Here is a 14,532-nt window from a genome sequence, read left to right on the forward strand (position 1 = left end):
GGAAAAATATGGACAACAACCTTCAATTCTCTCAAGGTCTTTTTGAAACGTTTATATACAATGGTTTCACCCCTTCTTTTGAAAAACATCTAAAAAGACTAAACAACTCTTCAAAAACATTGTTTGACCTAGAGCTTGACATTGATAAAATACTTGATATTTTAAAAGATTATCAAAAAAATTCTGTTTTAAAGCTTTTAATAGCTTACGAAGAAACAAATCTTTACTATGAAAAGCCAAAAAACTACAGAGTTTATATAAAAGAAAGACCTAAAACAACACCTCCAAAACAATTAAACCTTACAATATCTCCCTACAAAAGACATAGTAAAGATATAACCATATACCATAAAACCACAAACTACCTTTTAAACACGCTTTCAAAAAGGTACGCCGTTGAAAGAGGATGTTTTGACGCTATATTTTTGAATGAGATGGATTTTATACAAGAAACGTCTTCTTCAAATTTACTATTTGTAAAACATGGAAAATTTTATACTCCGTCTTTAGAATCAGGACTTTTGTTTGGTATAACTTTGGAAACTTTGAAAGATTATATAGATATTGATTTTATAAGCCTAAAGTTAGAAGACTTAAAAGATTTTGAGAGTGCTTTTATACTAAACTCTGTAATAGGTGCAAAAGCCATAAACGCTATTGACAATAAAATATTCAAGATTGAAAAAGATTTAGAATATTGGTTGAATGCATGCATACAAAAAGAAAACTCCTAATAGCCTCAGGCTTCCTAAACAAGAAAAATAAAACTATATATAAAGCAAACATAAAAGATGTATCATACCTTGATAGGTTAGAAGACATAACAATAAAAAAGCATCCACACTTTATAATAATCCCTTTTTCTAAAGAAAAGATAATAGATATAGAGATATCTTCTTTTGTAAAAATAAGACCATCCTATAAGAAATCTCGTTTTAGGCTTTTAAGAAAAACAACAAAAGAAGACTATATAGATATGCTTTTAAAAGCCAAAAAACATATAGAAAATGGTGATATATATCAAATAAATCTAGCCATGAGATTTGATTTTGAGCTAAATTCAAAAGAAGAGAATCTATTTTGGCACTTTTACAATTATCAGCCGGTGGATTTTGGGTTTTTCTTTAAAGACAAAGATTTTTATATAATAAGTGGCTCTATGGAGCTTTTTATAAAGAAAAACAAATATAAGATAACATCAAAGCCCATCAAAGGCACATCAAAATACAAGACAAAGCTTATTAAAAGCCAAAAAGACAGAGCAGAAAACCTAATGATAACAGATGTTATGAGAAACGACTTTAACAAAATATCCAAAGATGTTTGTTGTAAAAGGCTTTTCGCTATATCAAAACACAAAAGCCTTTATCATATGTACTCTGAGGTTCATGGCAAAACTAAAAAAGACCCTTTGAAGATAATTAGTCAAATATTACCTGTAGCATCCATAAGCGGTGCTCCAAAACAAATGGCTACTTATCTCATAAAAAATATTGAGCCTTTTGATAGAGCGTATTATTGCGGTGTGGCTTCTCTTATAAAAGGTAAAAATATGGTTTCGAGTGTATTGATAAGAACGTTGATAGGCTATGGGAAAAGTTTCTCTTACTATGCTGGTTCTGGCATCACGTATGACTCAGTCAACGAAAAAGAGTATGAAGAAAATCTATTAAAATCAAAGTTTTTTAGAGCAAAAGCATAGTTATTTTACAAGCTTTGTATGAGTTGCCATACATCGTGATAAGTATGCCACACGCTAACACTTACACTTAAAAAAATTATACCAAATTTTCATACTGTTACTCCAACCTCATAAACTTTATCGCTATAGGCCGTGGCAGACTTGTGAACCGTGGCAGACTTGTGGGGCGTGGCAGACTTGTCACCTCCTTTCTAATGTTGTGTAAGTTCTTCCTAAAATTTTAACCATAAAAACTTACCTCCTTTATTTATTAGTTTATAGAAAATTTTAACAAAGGTAGGTGTCCATAGTGTATGTGAACTTATACAAATCTTTTCGTTTATGGGCTTTTAACATAAAACAATGTTATAATGAGTTATGTAGATAATAGAATAAAAAGAGGGTTAATAAATGGATATTATGGATGAGTTTAAAGACAAACAGGTTGATGATATTATAAAAGAGTTGAAAACAGATGTCCGAAAAGGATTAACAGAAGAGGAGGCAAAAAAGAGGCTGAAAAAATACGGATTAAACGAGATTCCTGAAAAAGAAGAATCTCTATGGCATAGGATATTCAGGCGTTTTTGGGGACCTATACCATGGATGATCGAAGTTGCGGCCATTCTTTCTGCTGCTGTAAGAAAATTGGAAGATTTTACAATTATCACAGCTCTTTTGTTTGTCAATGCTGGAGTTGATTTTTGGCAAGAACACAAGGCCATTTCTGCCTTAAAAGTTTTAAAAGAAAAGCTTGCAAAAAAAGCGCTCGTTTTAAGAGATGGGGCATGGAAAGAGATCGATGCTAGAGAAATAGTGATAGGAGATGTTATAAAGCTAAAAATAGGTGATATAATCCCTGCTGATGTCAAACTTGCAGAGGGTGATTTTATCTCTATTGATCAGTCAGCTCTTACTGGAGAATCTTTACCAGTTACAAGAAAGGCAGGGGATATAGCCTATGCAAACTCTGTAGTAAAACAAGGGGAGATGATAGCTGTTGTCGTTGCCATAGGTTTAAACACATACTTTGGTAAAACCGTAAAACTTGTTGCGAAAGCGGAAAAGGAAGAGCGGTCTCATTTCCAGCAGATGGTCATAAAAGTGGGGGATTTTCTGATAGTGCTTACGCTGATACTTGTAGCTTTAATGGTGTTGTTTGAATTAAGCAGAGGTGCCAGCTGGGAAAGTATTATCAGATTTTCGCTTGTTTTAACAGTTGCAGCGATACCTGTTGCGCTACCCGCTGTTTTGACGGTCACCATGGCAATAGGTGCTTTAGACCTTGCAAAACAGCAAGTAATTGTCAGTAGGCTTGCATCTATTGAAGAACTTGCAGGAGTTGATGTTCTCTGTTCGGATAAAACAGGAACCCTTACCAAAAATCAAATGACTATCTCAAATCCTTTTACAGTAGATGGATACAATCCACAAGACCTTATGTTTTATGCTTGTCTTGCCTCAAAAGAAGAAAACAAAGACCCCATAGAAGCCCCTTTGTTTAGTTGGTTAAGAGAACATAATTTTTATGATAAGTTAAAATCTTGTAAACAAGAAAAATTTATTCCCTTTGATCCTGTAAGAAAAAGAACGGAAGCGGTTGTTAGCTGTGGTGATAAAAAAATAATATCAACAAAAGGTGCACCTCAAGTGATCATTGAGATATGCGATGATTCTAAGTTTGATAAAAATTTTGCCTATCAAAAAGTAGAAGAGTTTGCTCAAAACGGCTTTAGAACCCTTGGAGTTGCTTACAAAGATACCGATGAACATAGGTTTAATTTTGTAGGATTAATCCCTCTGTTTGACCCACCAAGAGAAGATTCAAAATCTGCCATTGAAGAAGCTAAGAAATACGGCGTGGATGTAAAAATGATAACAGGAGATAACGAAGCTATCGCCAAGTACATAGCAAAACTTCTTAATATAGGGGACAAGATCTATAGTGCAAAGGAGTTAAAAGGAGAAACTTACGAAGAATATACTATTTTAGCCAAAGTTATAACAAAAGCGTTTCTTGAAGTTGATGAAGGCTTATCCGAAAAAGAAGCTGAAGAAAAAGCTGATAAGATTGCAAAACTTGTGGAAAAAGAGCTTGAAGGTATACAGCTATCCACTGGAACCATAAAAAAGCATGAATCAGAAATTATCAAAATAATAGAAGAAGCGAATGGATTTGCTGAGGTTTTCCCAGAAGATAAGTATTTCATAGTGGATGAGCTTCAAAAAGCAAATCATATAGTAGGGATGACCGGGGACGGCGTTAATGATGCGCCGGCTCTTAGGAAAGCAGATTGCGGTATAGCTGTTTCAAACTCCACAGATGCGGCCAGAGCCGCTGCTTCCCTTGTGCTTTTATCCCCTGGGCTTATGGTAATAGTAAGAGCCATTGAAATAGCCCGTCAAATATTTGGAAGAATGGAAGCTTACACTATTTATAGAATAGCCGAAACTGTAAGGGTCGTATTCTTTATGGTTTTATCTATAGTTATATTTCAATTTTATCCAGTCTCCTCTTTAATGATTATACTTTTAGCACTGTTAAACGATATACCTATTTTATCCATAGCATACGATAATGCAAGGATATCTAAAAAACCTGTAAGATGGGATATGTACGAAGTAATAATTATGGCCTTTTGGCTTGGGATAGCGGGAGTTGTTTCTTCTTTTCTGTTGTATTTTTTACTTGTTAGGTATTGGAAGCTCCAAATACACACGATTCAAACTATCATATTTTTGAAACTTATTATAGCGGGGCACTATACTATTTTCATTACGCGAGCTAAAGACTGGTTTTTCAAAAAACCTTTACCATCGCCTCCTCTTTTTATTGCGACTATGGGTACAAATTTTATTGGAACTATTATAGCTGTGTATGGAGGGTGGGGATTGTTTGCACCTATTGGATGGAAATGGGCTATATTCATATGGGGTTATGCAACTGTTTGGTTTTTATTCAACGATGCTGTAAAAATGGCTATACTAAGGATGTATTGGGGAAAAAAATTCATGTTTGCACCAGGGCATTTTGCTTGGGTTAGAAAAGAAATAGGTGTAAAGATTACATAAGGATATGGAAAAAGAAGAATTAAGAAAAAATATAAGCAAAATAGGTCCCGGCATAATAACCGGTGGAGCGGACGATGATCCCGCCGGTATTCTCACGTACACTATAGTTGGGGCGACTACAGGATTTTCTCAGCTCTGGTTGATTGTCCTTTCAACACCAATGATGATAGCAGTTCAAGATACAGCGGCAAGGCTTGCTATTGTTACAGGAAGGAGCTTACCAGAGATAATGACCAATTATTATTCAAAAAAGCTCACATACTTTATTGTTTTAAGTCTTTTGGCTGCAAACATTTTTACAATAGGTGCAGATTTGGAAGCGATAGCCACAATTTTCCAAATAATCACTGGAATAAAAGCTGTTTATTTTTTAATTCCTATTACACTTTTAATAGCTTATCTTGTGATATTTAAAGCATACCAGACGATTAAAAAAGTTTTGATTGGACTCACTATTTTGCTTGCTGTTTATGTAATCTCCGCCATTTTGGCAAAACCCGATATAAAGAAAATGCTCATAGATACATTTATTCCACAAATACAATACAATCTTGCATACGTTCTTGCGGCTCTTGGGCTTTTGGGAACTACCATTTCTCCTTATATGATTTTCTGGCAAGCTTCTGAAGAAAGAGAAGAACATGCAACGGTTGCACAGGCGAAAATTATGTCTGCGGATACATCAATTGGCATGATTTATTCAAATGTAATTTCTTACGCAATAATAGTTTCCTCTGCGATTATGCTTTCTGGGCGTAAAATTCAAACTATAACGGATGCAGCCATTGCGTTAAAACCAGTGGCAGGTGAACATGCTTTTGCGTTATTTAGTATGGGAGTGATAGTGGCGGGGCTTTTGGCTATCCCAGTTTTAGCTGGGTCTTCTGCTTATGCAATAGCAGATACATTTGGCTGGCGAGAAGGTATGGATTACAAAATCAGCGACGCAAAAGGATTTTATATTGTGTTCTTGAGTTCTTTGCTTGTGGGAGATTTGATAATTTTGTCTTCTATTTCCGCCGTGGACGCTCTTTATTATAGCCAAATATTTGACGGTGTTCTTTTGCCTATTTTAAGTAGTTTACTTTTAGTTTTAGGAAACAATAAGAAGATTCTAGGAACCCATACTAACAAATGGTTTAACAATATATTTTTGATAATAACTCTTTTAATATCTTTGCTTGCCACTATTTATATGCTTTACTCTGTATTTTCAAAAAAATAGTAAATATAACTATAACTAAAAGCCCAGAAGAAAGATATAAAAAATAGTTTAAATCATAACTTTTTATTTAATTAGTATTAACTTTAATTACATAAAATTTTTTTTATGTAAGGAGGTATTTATATGCCAAATGTGGAAGAAGTTTTGAGTATGATGGCTCAGAAATTAGGTGGGCGTGAAAACATACCAGATGCAATCTTGTATGCAAGAGATGTAGCCCCAGAGCTTATAATGGACGTAGCTATGAGCTCTAAAAACAGCGTAGGAGACGATAACTCTCCTTTTGATCCAAAAACAAGAACGTTAATATTTCTAGCAGCGGCATTGGCGATGAAAGATGAAGAATGTATTAAAACCCAAACACGGGCAGCCCTTGGCATGGGAGTCACTAAGGAAGAGCTCTTATCGGTTATAAAGATAGTCAAACATGCAACCAATAGCGGAATAATAGGCGCAGCCAGCCCTATTTTAAAAGAATTAGCAAAGGAAGTATAGTGGAAAATACATCGTTTTAACAGATCCTAATCAGCCTCCAAAGCTTTATTACAAAGTTATTGACAGGGTTGAACTAGATTTTTATATAAAATTATTTTTATGTAAGGAGGTACTAACATGAACAGAAGAGAATTTATCGCTACTACAGGATTGGCGGTAACCACAAGTTTTTTAGGTGCTTATGGATTTAGCACAAGCGACGAAGCTGAAAAGAGACAATCAAAACCAAAAGGCCCCGTAACTTTATATTATGAGTTTAAAGTGGGTGGTCCGCAAATTCCAAATCTTATAGAAGAAGTTAACAATTATATAAAATTCCTAAAAACCAAAAACGGGTTTTTAAGTTTATCTCTTAAACAAATGGTGGGGGAATCTACTATGGTAAAAAATATAGATCCTTCTTTAAAAGGAGTCTTACGCTCTGCTTATGTGGATGCGGCAAATCATAGGCTAACACCATTTTATTTTTACTCTTTGCTTATAAGATTTAACAATTACGACAATCTCGTAAATTCTGGGGCTAAAGAAAAGTTTAAAAATTCTATTGTACCTCATTTATACATGTATAGCCCTTTTACAAATCCACCTTCTAAAACAAATATAATGACAGATTATTATCAAGGCATATATAAAACCATAGCCGCTGGAGATCCTGAAAAAATCTATAAAGAAGAAAAAGAAATTGTTGAGTTTTTGAGAAATCAGAAAGACATAACAAACATTGATTATAAGCCTATTCCTTCTGATGGCACATCGAACGGACTTACCATTACAGTGATAAATCATGTATCTATACACTCTGCAAACACAGACATAGTAAACAACAAAGCCACGAAGCTTCTTGAAGTCGCTCAGACAACTTATCAACCAGCTACAAATCCTCACGATGGAAATCCCGGTTCACTAACCAATAACTATTATCAAAAGCCCTTGTCAACGGAAATTCTACAAAATGCCTATGAAGCAAATGGAATGAGAGATTATTTAATGCACGGAATTTGGAAATCCGTGGCTGATCACGAAAACTCTCATTTAGATATAAGGTTTAAAAAGGCGTTTGCTCCAGCTGGTGCTCTTGCTATACAAGGACCATGGGAACCTTTTTACCAGACTAACATTTTATACAACAACATCTAATCAAACTATAGTTTTAAATTTTTGGCCTTAGCCTTGTCTGGCTTTGGCCGTCTATAACTTATAGGATAGTTGTAGGCTTTGGGATAAAACCACCCACGAGAAATTAGACAAAGATAGATTTAGATTTGACCTTGGAGACCTAAAAGAGGGTTATTTAAATATTTTAAATCGTATTAAAAGCCTAAAAACTTAAACCTCTCTACCTATAACCTCTTTATAAGTATAAGGGCAATTCTTAAAGCTCCTTCAATTTCTCAACTTTTATCATACTAAAAAATTTAAAAATTTAAGACTTGGCTGTCAAGTATATAGAGATTTAAAAAACAATCTTGTTATGGAATTATAATACATAAAAATACAATTTAAACAATTTAAAGCCTATAAAAAGCGGATGTAAATTTTTTGTTTTTTGGTTTGAATTAATTTATTTTTTAAGAATTTTTATTTTTTGGCTTTTAAAATTAAACAATGAAAATACATAAATGAGGTATATATATATATCATGTTTTGTTTGATTACCAAAAGTGATTTGTAAAATATTAAGGTTAGAAAACGCTTTTTCAATGGGTTAAATCATATTTCAACTATTGACTTTTTAGACTCCAAGAATACATTCTTTAAAACCAAAATCAGGAGGTAAAGTCTATGGATGTATGAGTTGCCGTACATCGTGATAAGTATGCCACACGCTAACACTTACACTAAAAAAATATACCAAATTTTCATACTGTTACTCCAACCTCATAAACTTTATCGCTATAAACCGTGGCAAACTTGTGAACCGTGGCAGACTTGTCACCCACTTTCTAATGCTGTGTAAGTTCTTCCTAAAATTTTAACCATAAAAACTTACCTCCTTTATTTATTAGTTTATAGAAAATTTTAACAAAGGTAGGTGTCCATAGTGTATGTTAACTTATACAAGCTTTTTTATTTTCTTCAAAAAAGAAAACACCATATCCCAAAAAATATGGACTAAATCAGATACTATAGCCCCCATTACAAACCAGAAAACATCCTCTTCTTTTACCCTAGATTTAAGTTCTTGGAATATTGTATTTGAGCTTTTAATAAAAGCCTGAGAGTAATGAGCAAAACTCATAATACCCACAATCACAAAATAAAGAAAAATCACCAAAGCTAAGACATATAAAAGCCTAGATAAAGTACCTATTATTGGAAAATGAGATAAGCCTCTATGCTTAAAAAATATGCGATAAGGATGCCAAAACCACTTTAGTAGTTTCCAGCGTTTTGAAGGTTTTGAATGATGAAGGTCTATATCTGGAGATAGCAAAACGGTACTTATCACATAAGCACTGCCAAAGTAAAGAAAGTACTCATGCGGGACTCCGTACAAAAATATCGGAAGCGTTGCCAAGTTTAAAAAATCGTGAGTATTACCAGAAGCCATCAGCAAAATACCGCATCTATCATGTTTATACCGTAAGAATCTATGTTGTATATTGCTTTTAAACACTGACCTGGTTTTAATTTTATAAAAAGCTCCTCCTCAAAACAATTTAGCTCTATCTCTTTTCCTTTGTCTATAGATTTTATTTTTACACCAATACCTCTATTTGATATAGAAGATATGGTTATATCCTGAGACATAAAGACAGGTTCTGGGTTTAGCTCACCATAAGGAGAGAGCCTTTCCACTATTCTATACATGTTTTTATCAACACCGTTTGAGCTATAGACTTTTCTTAAGGGAAGCTCCATATCCACCTCTAAAATCCTATCCACTTCAAAAGATTCTTTTTTCAATAAATCGTTTATTTTTCTTTTAAAAGCCTCAAAATACTCTTTTTTAATGGTAATACCAGCAGCCCCGGCATGACCTCCCCATTTGTCAAACATATAGCTTACGTTCGATAAAAGCTTATGCACATCAAGACCTTCCACAGACCTAACAGAACCAACGGCATAGGTGCTGTTTATATAAAAAATACCAGTGGGTTTTTTAAGCTTGTTAGAAAGCCTTCCGGCTACTATACCAAGGACCCCGTGATGCCAAGTATCTTTTCCTAACACTATGAAATCATCATTAGACATTGTAGCCAGCTCATAAGCTTCCCGGAAAATAGAATTAGATATTTTTCTCCTATCTTGATTTAATTTATCTAAATCAGTTGCGAGAATTTTTGCTTTCTCGTAATCTTTTTCAGCTAAAAGCCTCATAGCGATAATGGGTTTTTTTATACGACCCGCTGCGTTTATCCTAGGGGCTATGGAAAAGCCTATATCTTTTGCCGTTATTAGCTTTGTTTTACCGTTTTCTGTCCTTGTGATATAGTTTATAAGAGCCTTCATGCCCGCTTTACCGATTTCTGTAGCTGTACCAAACGGCATATCCTTTATTTTGTTTATAAGCTCTAGACCTTTTGATATCAAAATTCTGTTTAGAGGGTTTATAGGCATAACATCTGCAATAGTCCCTATCGCCACCAAATCAAGGTATCTTTTTATATCAAAATCTATATCTAAAGCCCTTCTTAAAGCCCCCACCATATAAAAAGAAAGCCCTGCCGTGCATATCCCTTTTAAAGGATTGTCTTTTTCTAAATTTGGATTTACTATTATAGCTTTTTTATCTTGGTCCTCGTGCTCTTCGTTTATTCTATGATGGTCCAATATTATAAAGTCCATGTTGTATTTTTCTTTTGCGTACTTTATCTCTTCGGTAGCTGTGGTACCGTTGTCTAAGGTCAATACGAGGTTTGAGTATTTTGAAAACAAATCTAACAAATCTTTTGAAAGACCGTATCCAGAAACCCTGTTTGGTAAAACTGGTGTTACGTTTGCCCCTATCTGTTTTAGAAAATCGTACATTATGGTAGTGGATGTAACCCCGTCTACATCGTAATCTCCGTATAGTATTATGCGTTCTTTATTCTTTATGGCTTTTACTAATCTTTCTACAGCACTTTCTATATTTGGTAAAAGCTCAAAACTAGGGATATTTTTTAATTTCGATTCCAAATCTTCTGGTTTTATATTTCTAAGGCTAAGAAGCGTATTAAAAATAATATCGTAAAAATCTTCAGAATCATAAACATCTTTAATTTGGCTTTTAATATAAACTTTTCTACCTAGAGCACTTATCATCAAGGTTTCTTATAAAGGTTGTATATAGCAGAAAAATCAAGGTCTGCCATATCTGATTTTATAGCAAGTCCATAAGTTTCTTTCACAGAGGATAAGCTAAAGGAAAATAGTCCAAAATCTTTTAGCAAATCTTGGACATAGTGAAGGTCTTTGTATATGGCTTTTACAGAAAACTGAGGAGAAAAATCCTCTTCTAAGAGCTTTTGTTTCTTAACGTTTAGTATATATGAATTTCCAGCCCCAATTTCTAAAAATTTTAAAATGAGTTCTTTGGAAAGACCAACTGTCTCACCTATGCCAAACGCTTGGGCTATAGCATCCATGAAAGTACCTAAAACTATGTTGTTTATAAGCTTTCCGTAAGTGCCGTTTGGAACTTTTCCCATGTATATTCTTTCTTTTGTAAAAAGCTTTAAAAGTTCTTCTACGCTTTTAAAAACCTCTTCGTCTCCACCCACAAGCATTACAAGTTCACCTTTTGAAGCAGGTATCACAGAACCAAGTACAGGAGCATCAAGATAATGAGCCCCGAGAGATTTTAAGGCTTCATAAGCTTCTTTTACGTATGCGTAGTGGTTTGTGGTGGTATCTATTATAGTTTTTCCCTTTAGATTTCCTTTTACAAGACCATTTTCTCCAAATATCATCTCTTTTGATGCCAAAGAGTCAAATACGTTTACGACAATTAAATCTGTCTCTTGAAGAAGCTCGTAAGGATAATCCACCGCTTTAAAATCTATTACCTTTGATTTTGTCCTGTTATAGACTATCACTTCCACACCTAAGGACTTAAGCCTCCTTGCAATTGCAGAGCCAAGATTTCCAAATCCTATAAATCCTACTTTCATATCAATAGTGTATCAATATTTTAAAGATTTTGCAAGAAAAAATGATTTTTCTATCTCTTAAAACCATAAATCATTTTTAACAGTTCTACCGCTATTTTGGGCTTGGTTTTACCACATTTTGGACAAGCTATTAAAAACTTATGACAAAAACTCTTGAAATAAAGGATTTTACAGTTTAGAATTTTTCCATGAGATACGATATTGTAATTGTTGGTGGAGGACCGTCTGGGCTTTCTTGTGCTATCACCATTGGTTCTGCTGTAGAGCATGAAATGGAGTTTGCAAAGGATAAAAAGGTGCTGGTTATAGATAACGGCACTTCGGACCTTAAAAGTGCAAAACTAAACAACGTCCCTGGCATAAAAAGAGGTACCTTAGGTAAAGAGCTCTTAGAACAAATCAAAAATCAAGCGATAGAATATCCTTGTATAGAAATAATAGAAGACACGGTGAAAAGAGTTTCAAAAAATGGAAATTTTCACATAGAAACCTCTTCTGGAAAGGATTTTGAAGCAGATGTGTTAGTTTTAGCCACTGGGTTTAAGGCTTTTGATATAGAGGGTATAGAATTAAACGTTGTAGAAAACCCACTTTCACCAAAACCTAATAGAGTGATGATAAAAACCAACGAAAAATATGAAGCTATCGATAAAGGCGAAAAACCTGTGGAAAATCTATACGTAGCAGGGCTTCTAGCGGGATTTAGCTCTATGTTTGCCTGTGCAGCTGGTTCTGGTGTGCAAGTAGCTATCAATATACTAAACAAATACGCTGGAAAGCCCATAGTTATACACGACGTACCCGATAAATCCTGATATCTAAGGTTTTAAAGCGTTTTGTAGGCTTTTGTGATAAAATAATATCATTATGTTAAAAGCTTACAAAAAGTTTTTAATTTTATACCTAGGGGTGGCTTCTTTGGCTTTGGCATGGCATAGAAAATACGAACCCATGTCTAACTGTGATGTAAACTCTATTACAGCAGATGCTTCTTCTTATGTGGGTGATATAAAGGATATAAAAGTGTCTCATACAAGAAAAGGCTGTATTTATACTGTAAAAGGAAGCGGTGGTATAGCCAAATTTGACAGCGACGGCAATCTTTTATACTACAAAAAAAGAAGATGAAGGTTGCAGTACTAGGTTCAGGGGCTAGAGAGCACGCTATAGTTTGGAAATTAAGACAAGACCAACGGATAAAAGACATCTTTGTTTTCCCGGGAAACGCAGGCACTTACAAGATAGCCCAAAACATAGAGCTTAACGCCAACAGCATAGAAGACATAGCAACATTTATAATAGAAAATAAAATAGATGTAGTCATACCAGGTCAGGAGATATACCTTGTAAAAGGCATAAAGGATTTATTGGAAGGCAAAGCTTTTGTGTTTGGACCCTCTAAAAGGGCTTCCATGCTTGAAAGCTCCAAAGATTTTGCAAAAGCCTTTATGTCAAAGTATGAAATACCTACCGCCAACTATAGCACTTTTACAGACCCCAAAAAAGCCCTAAACTTCATAGAGGATATAGGCTACCCAGCTGTTATAAAAGCAGACGGTCTTGCCTCTGGTAAGGGCGTTGTCATAGTAAATTCAAAACAAGAGGCCATACAAGTTTTAGAAGATTTTATGATAAAAAATAAACTAGGGGAGTCTGGCAAAAAGGTTGTGGTAGAGGAATTTTTAAAAGGTGAAGAAGCCTCTTACATAATAGCTATAAAAGATGGCAAGTTTGGTGTGATGCCCACCTCTCAAGACCACAAAAGGTTAAAAGACAATGACGAAGGACCAAACACCGGTGGCATGGGCGCATACTCACCAGCCCCTATAATAAACAAAGAAATGGATTTAAAAATAAAAGAAAGCATTGTAAAACCTTTGATGAAAGGTCTGGAAGAAGAAGGGTTTAACTATGCTGGGTTTTTGTATATAGGGCTTATGATATCTGAAGGAAAACCCTACGTTTTGGAGTTTAACGTAAGATTGGGAGACCCGGAAGCTCAGGTGCTTATGATGATGCTAGAAAAAAATCTTATAGATATAATTAATAATCCAGAAATCCTAGAAGATGGTATATCTGAAGATTTTGCAGTGGGAGTTGTAATGGCTTGTAAAAACTATCCATATGGAAACTGCGAGCCTACACCTATAAGAAATTTAGAAAAAGCCCAAGAAAAAGGTGCAGTAATATTCCAAGCAAATACAAAGTTAATAGATAAAGAAATATATTCTACTGGAGGCAGAGCCCTCACGGTGTGTGCTAAATCAAAAGATTTAAAAAAGGCTTTGGAAGATGTCTACAGTGCAATATCGCTTATAGATTTTAAAGACGCCATTTATAGAAAAGATATAGGACAAAAAGCTTTTAAATACCTATGATAAAAAAGATATTTCTGGTATTTTCTGGCATTGTTTTTTGCACTTCTATATTTTCCTGTTCGACAAAGCCCTCTGGTGCTAAAACTCTACACATAAACAACGCTTTGGTATCTGTTTATTTTTCACCAAACGGCGGGGCTTCTGATGCCATAATAAGAGAGATAAACAACGCTCATTCTTTTATAGACATAGCAATGTATGCTTTCACATCAAGACCTATAGGTCAAGCCGTCATAGATGCTTATAAAAGAGGAGTAAAGGTTAGGCTTGTAATGGATGTAAGAGAAGCCGACACAAGATTTTCAAGGTCTAGATTTTTCTACAGAGCTGGCATACCCATAAAGACTTTACCAGTGGAAGAGACTAGGTTTGTAAAAGGACTTATGCACAACAAATTTGCGGTGATTGACGGTAAAGAGGTGATAACCGGTTCTTACAACTGGACCGCATCCGCTGAAAAACTAAATTACGAAAACCTTCTTATCATTAAAAGCCCGCAACTTGCCGATATTTATGAAAAGTATTTTAACTGGATGTATTCTATAGGAAACGATTTTAAACCAAAAGAAGAAGGCGGTTTCTGAT

13 protein-coding genes and 1 pseudogene are annotated in these 14,532 nt (G+C 34.6%); 11 read left to right on the plus strand and 3 right to left on the minus strand.

The window, feature by feature from the left end; genetic code table 11:
- From ACYQZV_RS00005 to ACYQZV_RS00035, 7 genes and pseudogenes are all read left to right on the plus strand, one after another.
- Positions 1-734 (plus strand): aminotransferase class IV (locus ACYQZV_RS00005; protein ID WP_459891906.1); only part of this gene is annotated, 734 nt, incomplete at its 5' end.
- The gene (locus tag ACYQZV_RS00010; RefSeq protein ID WP_459891908.1) at positions 710-1,702 is read left to right on the plus strand and encodes a chorismate-binding protein; all 993 of its coding nucleotides are present in this window, start codon (positions 710-712) and stop codon (positions 1,700-1,702) included. The genes ACYQZV_RS00005 and ACYQZV_RS00010, both read left to right, overlap by 25 nt.
- Positions 1,703-2,092: 390 nt before the next feature.
- Positions 2,093-4,753, plus strand: coding sequence for a plasma-membrane proton-efflux P-type ATPase (locus tag ACYQZV_RS00015; protein ID WP_459891910.1), 2,661 nt, complete (start codon positions 2,093-2,095; stop codon positions 4,751-4,753).
- A 4-nt stretch (positions 4,754-4,757) separates the two neighbouring features.
- Entirely contained in the window at positions 4,758-5,978 is a 1,221-nt protein-coding gene (locus ACYQZV_RS00020) for an Nramp family divalent metal transporter (protein ID WP_459891912.1), read from the plus strand.
- 123 nt (positions 5,979-6,101) lie between these two features.
- On the plus strand, positions 6,102-6,473 hold the full coding sequence (locus ACYQZV_RS00025) for a carboxymuconolactone decarboxylase family protein (RefSeq protein ID WP_459891914.1): 372 nt from the start codon (positions 6,102-6,104) through the stop codon (positions 6,471-6,473).
- 117 nt (positions 6,474-6,590) lie between these two features.
- Positions 6,591-7,610, plus strand: a complete 1,020-nt coding sequence (locus ACYQZV_RS00030) for a hypothetical protein (RefSeq protein ID WP_459891916.1) — start codon at positions 6,591-6,593, stop codon at positions 7,608-7,610.
- A 76-nt stretch (positions 7,611-7,686) separates the two neighbouring features.
- Positions 7,687-7,803: pseudogene (locus ACYQZV_RS00035) on the plus strand (phosphoribosylaminoimidazolesuccinocarboxamide synthase); the annotation flags it as partial.
- Positions 7,804-8,526: 723 nt separating this feature from the next.
- Here the strand turns inward: ACYQZV_RS00035 and ACYQZV_RS00040 are convergent.
- From ACYQZV_RS00040 to ACYQZV_RS00050, 3 genes are read right to left on the minus strand one after another with little or no spacing between them, the layout of a single operon-like run.
- Positions 8,527-9,024 (minus strand): metal-binding protein, encoded by a 498-nt coding sequence (locus ACYQZV_RS00040; protein ID WP_459891918.1) that lies wholly within the window; start codon positions 9,022-9,024, stop codon positions 8,527-8,529.
- Positions 9,024-10,721, minus strand: coding sequence for a single-stranded-DNA-specific exonuclease RecJ (gene recJ, locus ACYQZV_RS00045; protein WP_459891920.1), 1,698 nt, complete (start codon positions 10,719-10,721; stop codon positions 9,024-9,026). The genes ACYQZV_RS00040 and recJ overlap by 1 nt, the downstream gene beginning before the upstream one ends.
- Entirely contained in the window at positions 10,721-11,569 is an 849-nt protein-coding gene (locus ACYQZV_RS00050; RefSeq protein ID WP_459891922.1) for an NAD(P)-dependent oxidoreductase, read from the minus strand. The genes recJ and ACYQZV_RS00050 overlap by 1 nt, the downstream gene beginning before the upstream one ends.
- Positions 11,570-11,757: 188 nt before the next feature.
- On the opposite strand from ACYQZV_RS00050, the gene ACYQZV_RS00055 reads away from it, so the two are divergent.
- The 4 genes from ACYQZV_RS00055 to ACYQZV_RS00070 are packed head-to-tail and all read left to right on the plus strand — an operon-like array spanning position 11,758 to position 14,531.
- The gene (locus ACYQZV_RS00055) at positions 11,758-12,384 is read left to right on the plus strand and encodes an NAD(P)/FAD-dependent oxidoreductase (RefSeq protein WP_459891924.1); all 627 of its coding nucleotides are present in this window, start codon (positions 11,758-11,760) and stop codon (positions 12,382-12,384) included.
- A gap of 52 nt (positions 12,385-12,436) precedes the next feature.
- Positions 12,437-12,697 carry a hypothetical protein gene (locus ACYQZV_RS00060; RefSeq protein WP_459891926.1) on the plus strand — a complete coding sequence of 87 codons (261 nt, stop codon included), beginning with the start codon at positions 12,437-12,439 and terminating at the stop codon, positions 12,695-12,697.
- Entirely contained in the window at positions 12,694-13,947 is a 1,254-nt protein-coding gene (gene purD, locus ACYQZV_RS00065; RefSeq protein WP_459891928.1) for a phosphoribosylamine--glycine ligase, read from the plus strand. Before ACYQZV_RS00060 ends, purD begins: the two co-directional genes overlap by 4 nt.
- Entirely contained in the window at positions 13,944-14,531 is a 588-nt protein-coding gene (locus ACYQZV_RS00070) for a phospholipase D family nuclease (protein WP_459891929.1), read from the plus strand. Before purD ends, ACYQZV_RS00070 begins: the two co-directional genes overlap by 4 nt.
- Position 14,532: the final 1 nt, after the last annotated feature.

It is taken from the genome of Hydrogenobaculum acidophilum, assembly GCF_054656715.1.